The sequence below is a fragment of the Lentibacter sp. genome (genome assembly GCF_965657785.1).
GTDB lineage: Bacteria > Pseudomonadota > Alphaproteobacteria > Rhodobacterales > Rhodobacteraceae > Lentibacter.
Genome location: NZ_CBFHPP010000019.1, coordinates 1 through 15,175, shown reverse-complemented (window position 1 = coordinate 15,175; position 15,175 = coordinate 1). Strand labels below are relative to the sequence as shown.

Here is a 15,175-nt window from a genome sequence, read left to right as displayed (position 1 = left end):
CCCCTTCGCCTCTCCATAACAGACCCATAAACCAAGGCCCCGCTTCATGCTGACCTATACGATACGCCGGCTCTTTCTCTCCGTTCCGGTGCTTTTGTTTATCGCTCTGATTATTTTCCTGCTGCTCCAGCTCGCCCCCGGCGATCCTATGGCGCAGGTGCCCCTGACCGTGCCCCCCGAAGTCAAACAGAAGATGCGCGAAGCCCTCGGCCTTGGCGCGCCGTGGTATATCCAGTTCTGGAAATGGCTGGTGCAGATGTTCTGGATCGAGCCTCTGGTGCTGATCGACTGGCTCACCAATCACAGCTCCCTGCTCGGCTGGCTCCCCAACACCGACTTTTATACCCCCTGTGGTCCGGGTGTTGACGGCCCCTGCGATCTGCGCGTCATCAGCTGGCAGACCCGCTCCCCCGTGATGGACATTGTGATCCAGCGCTTGCCCCAAACTCTTTGGGTGGTTGGTCTGGCCTATGTGGTGGCCTTCCTGATCGCCATTCCAATCGGCATCTACTCGGCCTACAAGCAATACTCCGCCTTTGATCAGGCTGGCACATTCATCACCATGATCGGCTTCTCCGTGCCGCCCTTCTTCACAGGCCCGCTGCTGATCGTGATCTTCTCGGTCTACTACGGCTGGTTCCCCTCGATCTATGACACAACCCATGTGGTCAACGACTGGGACAGCTTCGTCTATCAACTCAAACAGATGATCATGCCCGTCATGGTCCTTGCCCTGCAAGTCACAGCCCAGATCAGCCGCTTCATGCGCGCCTCGATGCTTGACAACCTCAAGCAGGATTACGTCCGCACCGCCCGCGCCAAGGGCCTGCCCGAGCGCGTGGTGCTGCTGGTCCATGTCTTGCGCAACTCGATGATTGCCGTGGTCACAGTGATCGCCCTCGCCATCCCCGGGATCTTCGGCGGCTCGATCATCACCGAGCGGGTCTTTAAGGTCAACGGCATTGGCGACTTGCTGATCACCTCGCTCTTTGCCTCCGATATGCCCATGGTTATGACACTCACCTTTATCTTCGCCTTCCTGATTGTCATGGCGAATATCATCGCCGATGTGCTCTACGGCGTGCTTGATCCAAGGATCCGCTATGACTGACGAAATTCAAGCCATCGAGGCCCTCCAAGACAACGAGCCGCTCAAGCCGCACCGCTCCCAATGGGGCGAGGTCTGGCTCCAGTTCCGCCAGCACAAAGGCGCCATGATCGGCGGCAGCTTCTTGCTGTTCATCACGCTGGCGGTGCTCTTTGGCTCGCTGATCTGGCAGGTTGATCCGGGCAAGCTCGACATCCGCGCCAAAGATTATCGCCCGATCTATACCGCGATTTGGGATTCTGAGGCAAAAACAGGCTGGAAGCACCCCTTCGGAACCGACCAGCTCGGCCGTGACGGCCTTGCCAATATGCTCGCAGGCGGGCGCACCTCCATGGCCGTGGGCTGGGCCGCCATGCTGCTCTCGCTCTTTCTCGGGGCTATGGTGGGCGTCTTGGCTGGCTATTTCAAAAAGCTCGACGGCCCCCTCATGCGCCTGACCGATCTGTTTCTGTCGCTGCCGATCCTGCCTCTGCTGCTGGTCGCGGTCACGCTCTTCCGCCAGCCGCTCAGAGCAAACTTTGGCCCCGAAGGCGGGATGTTTATCCTCATTGTCGGGGTGATCGGCATCACCTCGTGGATGCACACCGCGCGGATCGTGCGCGGCGATGTTCTGGCGCTGAAAGAGCGCGAGTTCGTCCTTGCCGCCCGCTCCGCAGGCACAACCTCGCGCGGCATCATCACCCGCCACCTCTTGCCCAACGTGGTCTCGCCCATTGTCGTCTCCGCCACCTTCGGCCTCGCCACCGCGATCATCACAGAAAGCTCGCTCTCCTTCCTCGGCGTCGGCTTCCCGTCAGACTTCCCGACATGGGGCAAGATGCTCGCAGACTCCGTGCCACGGATGACAGAATACCCCGAGCGCGTCATGCTGCCCGGAATCGCGATCTCGCTCACGGTCCTTGCGGTCAACTTCCTCGGCGACGGGCTGCGCGACGCGCTCGATCCGCGCATCAGAGGCCGCTGACCCGCTCCCAACCCATATCCTGCAAATAAAAACGCGCGTCCCGCTCTCGGGCGCGCGTTTGGTCTTTTGTTCCACAGAGACCGCCCGCCGAGAACACCGCCCCAAAGCCTGCACCACCGCAGAACAGATGTCTGCGCGGACACCCTGCGCGCCGCAGCCCTCCCCTTGTTTCACGCGCCAAATCCCGCCACCTCAGACACAACAGCCCCCAGAGTGCGGAGACGCCCCATGTTTGAATCCTTCGGTTTTGAAACCCTGACCCCCGTCACAGCCAGCCTCTATCTGGCCCTCGCCCTTGGCGTGGCCTTCGGCGTGCTCGCAGAGATCACCCGCTTTTGTCTGCGCCGCGCGCTCGTGAGCGCCGAACAGAGCGAGCGCCGCTCAGCGGGTGGCGTCTGGCTCATGGCCCTCGCCGTAGCCCTGATCGGGACACAGGCCAGTGTCGCCACAGGCCTCATCAGCTTTGAGGGCCACAGGCTGCTGGCCTCCGATCTGCCCGTCCTCGCCATCGTCCTTGGTGGTCTCGCCTTTGGCGCAAGCATGGTGCTCACACGCGGCTGTGCCTCGCGCCTCGCTGTGCTCTCAGGCTCGGGCAACCTGCGCGCCGCCTTTGTGCTCGTCCTCTTCGCGATTGCGGCTCACGCTGCGCTGAAAGGCGTCTTTGCCCCGCTCTCTTCAAGCCTTGCCAGCGTCACGCTGCCCTTGGGCGCGCTGACATCTCTCGCGGCGCTGCCCGGCGGTGCGCTGCCCTATACGGCGGCCTTGGCGGCACTATTCCTCGCCCTCGCCCTGCGCTCAGGCGCAAGCAAGCTCAACCTCGCCCTCGCAGTGCTGATCGGCCTGATTGTGCCCGCCGCATGGGTCGGCACAGGCTATGTGCTCTTTGACGAGTTCGATCCGATCATGGCCGAAAGCCTCAGCCTCACGGCCCCCGCCACAGCCACGCTCTTCTGGGGGATCGCCAGCACCTCGATCACACCGGGCTTCGGCGTCGGCCTTGTCGGCGGTATCCTCGCAGGCGCGGCCGCCTCATCGCTCGTCTTTGGCCGCTTCCAGTGGCAGAGCTTTGACAGTCCCGCCCAGACAGGCCGCTACGCGCTTGGCGCACTTCTCATGGGGATCGGCGGCGTGCTCGCAGGCGGCTGCACCCTTGGCGCAGGCCTCTCAGGCCTCCCGACGCTCGGCTTTGCCGCCTTCCTCGCCCTCGCCGCGATCATCACAGGCGCCAAAATCACGGGCCGTCTGCTCAATGAAAGCGGTTCCGTATCCGCCGCACGAGCCACCACACAAGCCCTACAACCGGCAGAGTGACCAGCGCGCTGACCATCCCCTTCTCCATGCCCCCAACGGCTTTGGCGAAGGGGTAAGCCGCGTAACTCACCAGATTGACAGCATAATAGCTGATCGCAACCACAGACAGCCCCTCCACCGTCTGCTGCAACCGAAGCTGCACATCAGCCCGCTTGTTCATGCTCTCCAAGAGGGCCGAGTTCTGCGCGCTGCGCTCGACTTCAACCCGCGTGCGCAACAGCTCTCCCGCCCGCATCGCACGGTCAGCCATCTTGCTCAGGCGCGCCCGCGTCGCCGCCACCGTGCGCATCGCAGGATCATAACGGCGCATCATAAACTCGCCAAAGCTCTGCCGCCCCTCAAAGCGCGTCTCCCGCAAAACGGCGATCCGCTCATGCACAATCGCCTCATAGGCCTCCGTCGCCCCAAAGCGAAACGCCGCCGCCGCCGAGAGCGCCTCAAGCTCGGCTGACACGCTCAAAAGCTCGTCCAAAGTCGCCTCCGCTGGCGTCTCTGAAAGCGTCATATCCTCCATCAAACCAGAGAGCTGCGCATCAAACTTGGCCAGCGGCTTGCCAAGACTACGCACCCGCGCAAACCCCAGCATAGAGAGCGTCTTATAGGTCTCGATCTCGCAGAGCCGCTGCACAATCCGTCCGGTGCGCTGCGGCCCCGTGCCCGCGTTCACAAACACAGCAAACCGCATATGCCCGTTCGGGTCGATGTGAAAATCCCCCGCAATCACAGCCGCCGCGTCCAGCACCTGTGCCACAGCCACGCTCTCAGGCACAAACCACTCCGCCAGCGCCGCCTTGATCGCCTCGGGCGGCGGGCTTGGCACAACCCTGACCAAAGCGCTCGTCACCCGCTCCATGCCAGAGGCCGCAAGCCATTCATCCGGAAAAATATCAAAATCCGCTGCGTCAAACGCACGGTCCGAGACGCCCGCGAAAAACGCCGTATAGGTCACAAACTCGGTGTGGCTCTCCCACTTCAGCGTATGCCGCCCGATCTGGCCTGAATAATGCGTCGCATCCGGCGCAGGGTGCGCCGCACCATAGCGGTCCAAAAGCGCACAGAGATGCGCAATATCCGCCGCGCGGTCCCGCCCTGCTGCGTCCCGCGTGGGGCGCAACGCCACAAACACAGCGGTAGCCGTGGCCGCAAGGCTCGGAAACGGACGCGCATGAAGCTCGTTGGCCAGCTCGTATCGCTGCGGATGGTCTTGCAAGGCCGTCATTGAATGCTCTCCTCTGTTGGGCAGAGCTTACCGCCTTCAGCCTTTAAGTAAATGCGCAATTTGTCGCAAAATCAATATGTTAGCGGAATACTTATGTATACCAAACACAAAAAAGGGCGCCCTCTTTCAAAGGACGCCCTCCCAACTCTCATTTGCAAAAGATCAGTCGATCATCGGCAAAAGCTTATCAAGGCTCGCCTTGGCATCGCCATAAAACATCCGCGTGTTCTCCTTGAAGAAGAGCGGGTTTTCGATCCCCGAATAGCCCGTCCCCTGCCCGCGCTTGGAGACGAAAACCTGCTTCGCCTTCCAGCACTCAAGCACAGGCATCCCTGCAATCGGGCTGTTGGGGTCTTCTTGCGCCGCTGGGTTCACGATGTCGTTGGAGCCGATCACGATCGCCACATCTGTCGAGGGGAAGTCCTCGTTGATCTCGTCCATTTCCATGACGATGTCATAAGGCACTTTGGCCTCCGCCAAGAGCACGTTCATATGCCCCGGCAAACGCCCCGCAACGGGGTGAATGGCAAAGCGCACGTTCTTTCCCTTGGCGCGCAGCTTGCGCACAAGGTCGGCCACACCGGCCTGCGCCTGTGCCACAGCCATGCCATACCCGGGAATGATGATCACAGAATCCGCCTCATTCAGAGCCGCCGCAACACCGTCCGCTTCAATGGCAATCTGCTCGCCTTCCACAGCCATTTGCTCGCCCGCAGGGCCACCAAATCCGCCAAGAATAACGCTGACAAACGAGCGGTTCATCGCCTTACACATGATATAACTCAAGATCGCACCAGAGGAGCCAACAAGCGCGCCAACAACAATCAGCAAGTCGTTGCCAAGGCTAAAGCCAATCGCCGCTGCCGCCCAGCCTGAATAGGAGTTGAGCATCGACACAACCACAGGCATATCCGCGCCCCCGATCCCCATGATCAGATGATAGCCGATAAACAAGGCCGCCAGCGTCATGATGAACAGCGGCATGAAACCACCGGTGTTGAAATACCAGATCAGCGTGATCAGCGAGACGCCCGCCGCGGCAGCATTCAGAATATGCCCCCCCGGAAGTTTTTTGGCCGCGCTGTCCACTTTGCCAGCAAGCTTGCCATAAGCAATCACCGAGCCTGTGAAGGTCACCGCCCCGATAAACACCCCGAGGAAAAGCTCGACCCGCAGAATGGCAATCTCGACGCCGTCTTTCTTGGCCAGAAGCGCAGCAAAGCCCTCAAGCGCCTTCTTCGCCGTGTCGTCCATCGCCATGACACGGCCAAGCTCGATATGCGCGATATAGCCGACAAAAACAGCCGCCAAACCAACGAGCGAGTGCATCGCTGCCACAAGCTCTGGCATCTGCGTCATCTGCACTTTGGTCGCGAGCTGATAGCCAATGGCCCCGCCCGCCGCGATCATCATGATCGACAAAAGCCAGTAGCCCGCACCAGGCCCGACAAGCGTTGCCGCGACAGCCAAAGCCATCCCCGCAATCCCGTACCAAACCGCGCGCTTCGCACTTTCCTGCCCCGAAAGGCCACCCAGCGAGAGGATAAACAAGATTGCGGCAACTACATAAGCCGCTGTTGTGAAACCGAATTCCATGATCAAGCCTCCCTTAAGATTTCTGGAACATGGCAAGCATTCGCCGTGTGACGAGGAAGCCCCCGAAGATATTGATCCCCGTCATAAAGACCGAGGCCGCCGCCAAAAGGACGACAAGAAAAGAGCCGGATCCGATCTGCATCAACGCGCCCAAAATGATGATCGAGCTGATCGCATTGGTCACAGCCATAAGCGGCGTATGCAAGGAATGCGCCACGCCCCAGATCACTTGGAACCCAACAAAAACCGCCAGCACAAAGACGATGAAATGCTGCATAAAGCTCGCCGGCGCAACCAGCCCGACACCGAGCAAAAGCACGGCCCCAACGACCAGAAGCGTCACTTGGTTCTTGGTCTGCTGCTTGAAGGCGGCCACTTCTGCGGCGCGTTTTTCCTCTGGCGTCAGCTCCTTCACCTCAACCTTGGGCTTGGCCGCAATCGCAGCCACTTTCGGTGGTGGCGGCGGGAAAGTAATCTCGCCTCCAAAGGTCACAGTCGCGCCACGGATCACATCGTCTTCCATATTGTGGTTGATCTGCCCGTCCTTCTCAGGCGTCAGATCGGTCATCATATGGCGGATGTTGGTGGCATAAAGGTTTGACGCCTGCGTCGCCATGCGGCTCGGGAAGTCGGTGTAGCCGATGATGGTCACACCATTCTCGGTCACGATCTTCTCGTCCATCACAGTCAACTTACAGTTGCCGCCCTTCTCGGCGGCAAGGTCGACAATCACGCTGCCCGCTTTCATCGCCTTGACCATATCCTCGGTCCAAAGCTCTGGCGCCTCACGGTTCGGGATCAGCGCCGTGGTGATCACAATATCCACTTCAGGTGCCAGCTCGCGGAATTTCGCAAGCTGTGCCTCGCGGAATTCGGGGCTGGAAACCGCCGCATAGCCACCCGTCGCCGCGCCGTCCTGCTGGTCTTCCTCAAAGTCGAGGTAAACAAACTCGGCGCCCATTGATTCGACTTGTTCCGCCACTTCTGGGCGCACATCAAACGCATAGGTGATCGCGCCAAGGCTCGTCGAGGTGCCGATGGCCGCAAGACCCGCAACGCCAGCCCCCACAACCAGAACCTTCGCAGGCGGCACTTTGCCCGCCGCCGTGATCTGGCCTGTGAAGAAGCGGCCAAAGTTGTTTCCCGCTTCGATAACGGCGCGATACCCCGCGATATTGGCCATGGAGCTGAGCGCATCCATTTTTTGCGCACGGCTGATCCGTGGCACCATTTCCATCGCAATCACATTCGCGCCCTTGGTCTTCGCGGCACTCATGCCCGCCTCGTTCACCGCAGGGTTAAAGAAGGAAATCAGGGTCTTGCCCGCCTTAAGGTGCTTCAGCTCCTCGGCTTCGGGCTGGCGCACCTTGGCGATGATGTCAGCGTCTTTCCAAAGGGCGGCAGCCGATTTTTTGACGCTCACGCCAGCGGCCTTATAATCCGCATCCGAATAGCCCGCGCCTGCGCCCGCACCGCTTTCGATCATGCACTCATACCCGAGTTTTTGCAGATCAAGCGCCGAGGCAGGCGTCATAGCCACCCGCGCCTCGCCTGCAAACACTTCCTTTGGCGTTCCTATTATCACGTTAGCGTCCCCTCTGGTTTGTCTTTCGTCTCGGCCCGTTCGGCCACGAAACATTATTGCGCCGAATACCCATTCGACTTTTGTAAAAGTTCTTCAAGAAGTCAATGCCGCATCGCGGCATCCCCCGAAAGTTTCTTCGATACCACCCCGCTTAAAGCCAACGGCGTGTCTCCTTTTCATAGGCCTGAAACGCCGTGCCAAAGCTCTGTCGCAACGCCTCTTCCTCGCCCTCGATAAAGCGCCAGCTGATCAGCCACATGAACACAGGCACAAGCACAAGGCTCGGCCAAGCCCCCCAAGAGAGCGCAAACCCCGCCAAAACGAGCGCATCCGCCAAGTAAATAGGGTTGCGGCTCAGGCTAAAGACGCCCCCCATCACAAGCTGGGAGGCCTCTTGGCGCGGAATGATCGTGGTTTTGGCACGATACATCTGCACAACAGCCGCGCCCATAAGCGCCGCCCCCGTGCCAATGAGCGCAAAGCCGAACGGGGCCGTCGGCAGCCCCCCGCTCAAGGGCAAAAGCACAGACTGCCCCCAGGCCAGCGCAACAAAGCCAACCAGCCAGACAGGCGGAAGATCAACCCAACGCATCACGGCTTATAAGCCGCCGTGTCCTGCCAGCCCGTGTAGCCCGACTGCAAAACAACCACATTTTCATGCCCCAAAAGCCGCGCCGCAAACGTCGCCTGCGCACTCAAAGAGCCGGTGTTGCAATAGAAAATCACCATGCCAGTCTCGGGCAGCTCCCCAAGACGCGCAGGCACCTCGCGCCACTCGATATTCTGTGCGCCCGCAATGTGCCCCGCCGCAAACTGCTCCGCATCGCGGGTGTCAATAAAGGTCGCCGCCGCAAACACATCGGCGTCGATCTGCTGGGGCAGGATAATCCCCTGCTCATAGGTGGCAAAATCCATATAGCTCTGCACAGCCTCGGCCACGGCCTCCTCCTGCGCCAGCGCAGGCCCCGCCAAAAACGCGAGGCCCAGAACAGCAGCCTTCAAGCTCATTCCCATTCCATTTCCTCAAAGACACGGCCCGCATTCTTGGTGGCCAGCTCCTCGAAGGTGTCCAGATGCTCCCATCGGGACTGGTCCACATAATACGCGCCGCCAAGGTCGCCGCCCTCCTCAATATGCGCCCCGATCTTGGCACGCAGGTCCTTGAGGTAGTCAACCGTGCCCCGCGTCACCAGCGCCAGATTGGTCGGATGCCCATGTCCGGGGATCACATAAGTCGGCGCGAGCGGGATAAACTTCTCTTCAAAGGTCTCCACCCAGCATTTGGAGCAGGTATCGCCAAACAAAGGCGGCATCCGCTCGTGAAAGGCAATATCCCCCGCAATCATCATGCTCCACTCAGGAATCCAGACCTGCGTATCACCCGGCCCATGGGCAGGCCCGAGATGCAGGATCTCGAATTTGACGCCACCAAGCTCATAGTCATAGCGGTCGGTAAAACTCAGGTTCGCCGCCACAGCCCGCGTGCCCTCGGCCCTGTCGCGGTTGTAACGTTTCATCCCCTCAAGGATGAAATGCCCGTTCTCTTCCATCTCGTGAATCGCATCTTCATGGGCGAGAATATCAACGCCCTGATCCGCCCAGTAAGAATTGCCCAAAAAGGCATGGCCCTGCCCGTTCTCGTTGATCACAAGTTTGACAGGCAGATCTGTCACCGCCTTGATCTCCTCATGCAGCGCCGCCGCCAGCCGCGCCGAGGCCCCGCCATTGACAACCACAACCCCCTCAGGCGTCACAACAAAGCTCAAGTTGTTGTTATGCCCTGCGTTTTCATAGGTCGGCGGAGCCGTCGCCCCGATCGCGGAGTAGACATGAGGGATAAATTCATATGGCTTTGAATACAGCTCGCTTGCGGGATACTGGTCGGCAATATCCTCGCTCGCAAAAGCCGCAGCCGCCAAAAAGCCACCCGCACTCAAAACCGCCGCCAAAAACCCTGAAACACGCACCATAATCACCCCTCCTGCATTTCTTCGCACAGCATACACATTCATTCACATGAATGTCTAACGCATTTCTAACCCTATCCGCCTTGCCCTCGCCGCAACACCCCGTAAGGTATGCCAACCAGACAGAACGCCCCCGCGCAAAAGGATAGCCGATGACCGACTTCGCCGCCACCAAAGCCCTGTTCCATATCCCCGACGGGATGATCTATCTGGATGGCAACTCGCTCGGCCCCCTGCCCAAAGCCGCCCCCGCCCGCGTGGCAAAGGCGATGACAGAAGAATGGGGCGAAATGCTCATCACAGGCTGGAACAAAGCCGGCTGGATGGCAAAGGCCACAGAGGTCGGCGACCGCGTGGCAAAGCTGATCGGGGCCGAGGCGGGCCATGTCGTCATGGGCGACACGCTCTCGATCAAGGTCTATCAGGCGCTCGCCTCCGCCCTTGAAATGCGCCCCGAGCGCAAAGTCATCCTCTCAGACAGTGGCAATTTTCCGTCCGATCTCTACATGGCCGAAGGCCTGATCAAATCGCTCGACCAAGGCCACGAGCTGCGCATCGTCGCGCCCGAAGAGGTCGAGGCAAATATCACCGAAGAGGTTGCCGTGACCCTGATCACCGAAGTCGACTACCGCACAGGCCGTCTGCACGACATGAAAGCGCTGACCCAAAAAGCCCATAGCGTCGGCGCGCTCACGATCTGGGATCTGGCCCATACCGCAGGCGCAACCGACGTCAAGCTGTCCGAGGCAGGCGCCGACTTCGCCGTGGGCTGCACCTATAAATATCTCAACGGCGGCCCCGGCGCGCCCGCCTTTATCTATGTCGCTCCAAAACACGCCGAAGAGGTGCGCCCCGCCCTCTCGGGCTGGCTCGGCCATGAAGCGCCCTTTGCCTTTGATCTGGGCTACCGCGCCGGCGCTGGCATCGAGCGGATGCGCGTCGGCACCCCGCCGATCCTCGCGCTCGCGAGCCTTGAGGCCGCGCTTGACGCTTGGGACGACGTCGATATGAGCGATCTGCGCGCCCGCTCCCAAGCGCTGACCCAGCTCTTTCTGGAAGAGGTCGAGCGCCGCTGCCCAATGCTCGCGCTCGCCAGCCCGCGCGACCCTGCGGCGCGGGGCAGCCAGATTTCTTTTGCCTTTGAAGAGGGCTACGCCGCCATGCAGGCGCTGATCGCGCGCGGCGTCATCGGCGACTTCCGCGCGCCCAACATCATGCGCTTCGGCTTCACGCCGCTCTTCATTGACGAAGGCGACGTTCTGCGCGCCTGCGATGTGATCGAAGAGGTCATGGCGGGCAAGCTCTGGGACAAGCCTGAATATCATGCGCGCGCGGCAGTAACGTAAACCTGTCACCTGATTTCGAATTTTGCTTCGCAAAATCCGACCCGATGGGGGGACCTTGTCCCCCCACACCCCCCTAGGATATTTAGAGAAAGAAAAAGGACTAGAGCGCCTCGCCTTAGGCGGGTGAGTGCTGCGCCGCGCGGGCTTTGTGTTCGGCCCAGTCACGGGTGGCGGCGCCGAAGGCTTCAAACAGCGGCCGCGAGACAGGGTCATTGGCGGCGTTCCATTCAGGGTGCCACTGCACAGACATGGTAAAGCCCTTGGCGTCCTTGATGTAGATCGCCTCAGGCGTGCCGTCAGGGGCATGACCTTCGATCACAACACGCGGCCCCGCCTTGCAGATGCCTTGGCCGTGAAGCGTGTTTGTCATAACAGCCTCAGCGCCGAGCAGCGCGTGAAAGCGCCCGCCTGTCTCAAAGCGGACCTCATGGCGCAGTTCGAATTTTTCCTCAAGCGTGCCCTCGGGCGGCATCCGGTGATTGTCGCGGCCCGGCAAATCGCGGATTTCGGGGTGCAGCGTGGAGCCAAAGGCCACGGCCACTTCCTGAAAGCCACGGCAAATGCCTAAAAACGGCTGGCCGCGCGCAACGCAGGCCCGCACCAGCGGCAGCACAACCGCATCCCGCGCGCGGTCAAACTCGCCATGCGCCTCTGTCTCGGCCTCGCCGTATTCTTCGGGGTGCACGTTGGGCCGCCCCCCCGTGAGCAGAAACCCGTCGCAGACCTCCATCAGCTCATCCACAGAGACAAACCGCGGATCGGCCGCAATCAACAGAGGCAAACAGCCCGCCACCTGCGCCACAGCCTCGGTGTTCATCACCCCACCGCCGTGGGTGAGGTAGGTTTCATTGATCAAATGTTGGTTGCCGATGATCCCCACAACAGGGCGGCGCTTGGGCGTATCATGTTTCATAGCCCCTTAGGTAATACGGGATTTTGATTAAGAAAAGCCTCTCTTGCGCAAGACGTGCAAAAGGCCCCCGCATAAGACGGAGGCCCTGCATATAAATGAGGCAGGCGCGCAGCTTAATAAACGCCGACTTCGCTGCCCGCCTGCGCGGCCGTTTTGAGCGTGCCAAACATATACTCCGCCCCCGAGCGGAAGCAGACCACCGTCAGCGCATCGGCCTCATGCATCCAGAAGGCCGCCGCCACCTGAGCGATCCGCGTGCGGCGGATTTCGCCCGCCTCAAAGCCGCTCATGTCGACAGGTGCCAGCTTGGCAATCACTTCGCGCGCGTGCGCCCCCGAAACCGTAAAGACAGCCCGCGCATCAGAGACATTCTCGGCCATAAAGTGCTGGCCTTTCAGCGCCTTATGGAGCGCATCAAGAGCCGCCTGCGCCTCCGAGTGAGGCACCAAAATAAGCATTTCATCCGGGCTCATCCACGCCAAGCCGCTCTCGCCCGTCACGTTGCAGCCGCGACTCTTGGGCATATCAACACCGCTCACCGCCTTCAACGCCGCCTTCACCTTGCTGGCCGACAGATCGCCGCGAAAGCTGATCATCCCGCGCAAGCCCGCTTCTTTGACGCGCGCAATTCCCTCAAAGCTCGCGCCAGCAAGGGCGCTTCTCACATCAGACATTTTGCTTCTCCCCTTCAGGGTCATAGAAAACCGCGCTCACAATCTTGGCGCTATAGGTCTTCCCGTCGGTTCCGGGGAAGTCCACAGTCTCGCCCATCCGCTCAGGCCCCTTATGAATAAGGCCCATAGCAATGCCCTTGCCCAAAGTCGGCGAATAATAGGTCGAGGTCACACGCCCCTCTACATTGCGCTGGCCGTTGGCGTTATGGCCCTCCGCGACAGCATAGGCCCCGTCCGGAATAACCGAGCCATCGACCGTCTCAAGCCCGACAAGCTGCCAGCGCTCTGAGTTGGCCATAAAGGCCCGCTCCTGTGCGCGCTTGCCAAGGAAGTCTTCCTTCTTCTTGGAGATCGCCCAAGACAGGCCCAAGTCCTGTGGAATGATGGTTCCGTCAGTCTCGTCGCCAATCATGATAAAGCCCTTTTCGGCCCGCATCACGTGCATCGCTTCGGTGCCATAAGCGGTCGCGTTAAACTCCGCCCCCGCCTCAAACAGCGCATCCCAAAGCGCGCGGCCCTGAGAGGCAGGTACAGCAATCTCGTAGCTAAGTTCGCCCGCAAAGGAGATCCGGAAGATCCGCGCATCAAAGCCGCCGAGCTTGCCGCTCGTATACTCCATAAAGCCAAGCGCCTCTTTAGAGACATCAACGCCTCCAAGCTTCTCAAGCACCTTGCGCGAGTTCGGCCCGACAACGCCCACTTGCGCCCATTGCTCTGTCGCATTGGTCACATAGACCTGCCAGTCCCACCATTCGGTCTGCAGCCACTCTTCCATATGGCCGTGGATGCGCTCGGCGCCCCCCGTGGTGGTGTGGCACAGGAAAGTCTCCTCATCGAGCCGCACAACCACGCCGTCATCACTCAGAAACCCGTTTTCAGAACACATCAAGCCATAGCGACATTTGCCGGGCTTCAGCGTGCTCATCATATTGGTGTAAAGCATATCAAGGAACTTGCCCGCGTCAGGCCCCTTGACGATCAGCTTGCCGAGCGTTGACGCATCCAGAAGCCCAAGGCTCTCGCGCGTCGCCAAGATCTCACGGTTCACCGCTTCATGCACGCTTTCGCCAGCGCGCTGATAGGTATAGGCGCGCCGCCATTGGCCGACAGGCTCAAAATAAGCGCCATTGGCCTCATGCCACGCGTGCATCGGTGTCTGGCGCACAGGCTGGAAGACCTCGCCGCGCGCTTCCCCCGCAATAGAGCCAATCGAAATTGGCGTGTAAGGCGGGCGGAAAGTCGTTGTGCCCGTCTCGGGGATCGCCTGCCCAAGTGTTTCCGACAAAACAGCCAAGCCGTTGATATTGCTTAGCTTGCCTTGGTCGGTCGCCATGCCAAGCGTGGTATAGCGCTTGGTGTGCTCGACACTTTCATAGCCCTCGCGCGCCGCAAGCTGAACATCAGAGACTTTGACATCGTTCTGATAATCAAGCCACGCCTTCATGCGAAGCTTCGGCCCAGCCCCCTGCGGCATCATCCAGACAGGCTCAAGCGGCGCCTCAACGGCCTGCTCAAACTCTGGCAATGTCACAGACTTCGCCGTCAGCCCAAGCGCCTCAACAGCCTTGCGCCCCGCATGGTCGGCATCGGCCAGACCCACGCCCATATCCATCACGCCGTTTGCCGCACCCGCAGGGATAACAAAGCCCTCGCCTGTTGCGCCCAAAGGTGGCCGTGTCTCGTCAGGGCGGAACATCGCGTGCTCCTCATCCCAAACAAGCTTGCCGCCGCAATGGCTCCAGAGGTGCACAACAGGCGACCAACCACCAGACATCGCCACCGCATCGCAAGCGATCTCTTCAAGCACACCGCCTTCGCCCGCCTGCGCACAAATCTTGACAGATTTGACGCGCTTGCCGCCCGTGACTTTGGCAATCGCCTTGCCGTTTTCGACACGAATACCAAGCGCACGCGCCTCATCGGCAATCGCCCCGCCGCCGCCTGCACGGGCGTCAAGGATCACAGGCACATCAAGACCCGCCGCCTTCACAGCCATGGCCGTTTTGTATGCGTCGTCATTGTTGGTCACAACAACCACACGGTCGCCCACGCTCACGCCATAATCGGCGATATAGTCGCGCAAAGCCCCCGCCAGCATCACACCGGGGATGTCGTTGCCCGCAAAGCTAAGGGGCCGCTCAATCGCGCCTGTCGCGGTAATAATTTGCGCCGCACGGATTTTCCAAAGGCGGTGGCGTGGCCCCGCCAGCTCTGGCGCATGGTCGCGCAGGCGCTCATAGCCCAGAAGATAGCCGTGGTCATAGACCCCCGCGCCCATCATCCGCGTGCGCAGCGTGACGTTGTCCATGCCCTCAAGCTCGGCCACAAGCCGCGCGACATACTCCGCCGCAGGTGCGCCATCGAGTTCGCCGCCATCCACAGAGGCGCGCCCGCCCCAAAACGGGTCCTGCTCCATAAGAAGCACTTTCGCGCCTGAGAGAGCCGCCGTCTTGGCCGCTTGCAAGCCAGCAAGCCCGCCGCCGATCACGGCG

General features: G+C 60.6%; 13 protein-coding genes. 4 read left to right on the top strand and 9 right to left on the bottom strand.

What is annotated here, in order from left to right; translation table 11 throughout:
• Positions 1 to 46: 46 nt before the first annotated feature.
• From ACTF58_RS10690 to ACTF58_RS10680, 3 genes are all read left to right on the top strand, one after another.
• Entirely contained in the window at positions 47 to 1,111 is a 1,065-nt protein-coding gene (locus ACTF58_RS10690) for an ABC transporter permease (RefSeq protein WP_438991963.1), read from the top strand.
• Complete coding sequence (locus ACTF58_RS10685; protein ID WP_438991962.1) at positions 1,104 to 2,072, top strand: ABC transporter permease; 969 nt, start codon at positions 1,104 to 1,106, stop codon at positions 2,070 to 2,072. Before ACTF58_RS10690 ends, ACTF58_RS10685 begins: the two co-directional genes overlap by 8 nt.
• Before the next feature lie 228 nt (positions 2,073 to 2,300).
• A complete protein-coding gene (locus ACTF58_RS10680) occupies positions 2,301 to 3,383 on the top strand; it encodes a YeeE/YedE family protein (RefSeq protein ID WP_438991961.1) in 1,083 nt (360 codons plus the stop codon).
• Here the strand turns inward: ACTF58_RS10680 and ACTF58_RS10675 are convergent.
• The 6 genes from ACTF58_RS10675 to ACTF58_RS10650 all read right to left on the bottom strand — a co-directional run bounded on the left by ACTF58_RS10675 (position 3,319) and on the right by ACTF58_RS10650 (position 9,753).
• Positions 3,319 to 4,602 (bottom strand): DUF3422 family protein, encoded by a 1,284-nt coding sequence (locus ACTF58_RS10675; RefSeq protein WP_438991960.1) that lies wholly within the window; start codon positions 4,600 to 4,602, stop codon positions 3,319 to 3,321. The two genes, ACTF58_RS10680 and ACTF58_RS10675, sit on opposite strands and share 65 nt — an antisense overlap.
• Before the next feature lie 162 nt (positions 4,603 to 4,764).
• Positions 4,765 to 6,198, bottom strand: coding sequence for an NAD(P)(+) transhydrogenase (Re/Si-specific) subunit beta (locus tag ACTF58_RS10670; RefSeq protein ID WP_438991959.1), 1,434 nt, complete (start codon positions 6,196 to 6,198; stop codon positions 4,765 to 4,767).
• Positions 6,199 to 6,211: 13 nt separating this feature from the next.
• Positions 6,212 to 7,783 (bottom strand): Re/Si-specific NAD(P)(+) transhydrogenase subunit alpha, encoded by a 1,572-nt coding sequence (locus ACTF58_RS10665; protein WP_438991958.1) that lies wholly within the window; start codon positions 7,781 to 7,783, stop codon positions 6,212 to 6,214.
• Between the two features lie 151 nt (positions 7,784 to 7,934).
• The gene (locus ACTF58_RS10660; protein WP_438991957.1) at positions 7,935 to 8,375 is read right to left on the bottom strand and encodes a methyltransferase family protein; all 441 of its coding nucleotides are present in this window, start codon (positions 8,373 to 8,375) and stop codon (positions 7,935 to 7,937) included.
• Complete coding sequence (locus tag ACTF58_RS10655) at positions 8,375 to 8,791, bottom strand: rhodanese-like domain-containing protein (protein WP_438991956.1); 417 nt, start codon at positions 8,789 to 8,791, stop codon at positions 8,375 to 8,377. Before ACTF58_RS10655 ends, ACTF58_RS10660 begins: the two co-directional genes overlap by 1 nt.
• The gene (locus ACTF58_RS10650) at positions 8,788 to 9,753 is read right to left on the bottom strand and encodes an MBL fold metallo-hydrolase (protein WP_438991955.1); all 966 of its coding nucleotides are present in this window, start codon (positions 9,751 to 9,753) and stop codon (positions 8,788 to 8,790) included. The genes ACTF58_RS10655 and ACTF58_RS10650 overlap by 4 nt, the downstream gene beginning before the upstream one ends.
• Before the next feature lie 149 nt (positions 9,754 to 9,902).
• Between ACTF58_RS10650 and kynU the strand changes: the two genes are divergently transcribed.
• Positions 9,903 to 11,096, top strand: coding sequence for a kynureninase (gene kynU / locus ACTF58_RS10645; RefSeq protein WP_438991954.1), 1,194 nt, complete (start codon positions 9,903 to 9,905; stop codon positions 11,094 to 11,096).
• 115 nt (positions 11,097 to 11,211) lie between these two features.
• On the opposite strand, the gene ACTF58_RS10640 is transcribed toward kynU, so the two are convergent.
• The 3 genes from ACTF58_RS10640 to ACTF58_RS10630 all read right to left on the bottom strand — a co-directional run.
• Positions 11,212 to 12,009, bottom strand: a complete 798-nt coding sequence (locus ACTF58_RS10640; protein WP_438991953.1) for a gamma-glutamyl-gamma-aminobutyrate hydrolase family protein — start codon at positions 12,007 to 12,009, stop codon at positions 11,212 to 11,214.
• A gap of 113 nt (positions 12,010 to 12,122) precedes the next feature.
• Entirely contained in the window at positions 12,123 to 12,683 is a 561-nt protein-coding gene (locus tag ACTF58_RS10635) for a sarcosine oxidase subunit gamma (protein ID WP_438991952.1), read from the bottom strand.
• On the bottom strand, positions 12,676 to 15,175 hold a 2,500-nt coding region (locus ACTF58_RS10630), incomplete at its 5' end, for a glycine cleavage T C-terminal barrel domain-containing protein (protein ID WP_438991951.1). The genes ACTF58_RS10630 and ACTF58_RS10635, both read right to left, overlap by 8 nt.

Bases quoted from the DNA above. Each gene is read 5' to 3' on its own strand.
- ACTF58_RS10690 (WP_438991963.1), top strand. From the start codon at position 47: ATGCTGACCTATACGATACGCCGGCTCTTTCTCTCCGTTCCGGTGCTT.
- ACTF58_RS10685 (WP_438991962.1), top strand. From the start codon at position 1,104: ATGACTGACGAAATTCAAGCCATCGAGGCCCTCCAAGACAACGAGCCG.
- ACTF58_RS10680 (WP_438991961.1), top strand. From the start codon at position 2,301: ATGTTTGAATCCTTCGGTTTTGAAACCCTGACCCCCGTCACAGCCAGC.
- ACTF58_RS10675 (WP_438991960.1), bottom strand. From the start codon at position 4,602: ATGACGGCCTTGCAAGACCATCCGCAGCGATACGAGCTGGCCAACGAG.
- ACTF58_RS10670 (WP_438991959.1), bottom strand. From the start codon at position 6,198: ATGGAATTCGGTTTCACAACAGCGGCTTATGTAGTTGCCGCAATCTTG.
- ACTF58_RS10660 (WP_438991957.1), bottom strand. From the start codon at position 8,375: ATGCGTTGGGTTGATCTTCCGCCTGTCTGGCTGGTTGGCTTTGTTGCG.
- ACTF58_RS10655 (WP_438991956.1), bottom strand. From the start codon at position 8,791: ATGAGCTTGAAGGCTGCTGTTCTGGGCCTCGCGTTTTTGGCGGGGCCT.
- ACTF58_RS10650 (WP_438991955.1), bottom strand. From the start codon at position 9,753: ATGGTGCGTGTTTCAGGGTTTTTGGCGGCGGTTTTGAGTGCGGGTGGC.
- kynU (WP_438991954.1), top strand. From the start codon at position 9,903: ATGACCGACTTCGCCGCCACCAAAGCCCTGTTCCATATCCCCGACGGG.
- ACTF58_RS10640 (WP_438991953.1), bottom strand. From the start codon at position 12,009: ATGAAACATGATACGCCCAAGCGCCGCCCTGTTGTGGGGATCATCGGC.
- ACTF58_RS10635 (WP_438991952.1), bottom strand. From the start codon at position 12,683: ATGTCTGATGTGAGAAGCGCCCTTGCTGGCGCGAGCTTTGAGGGAATT.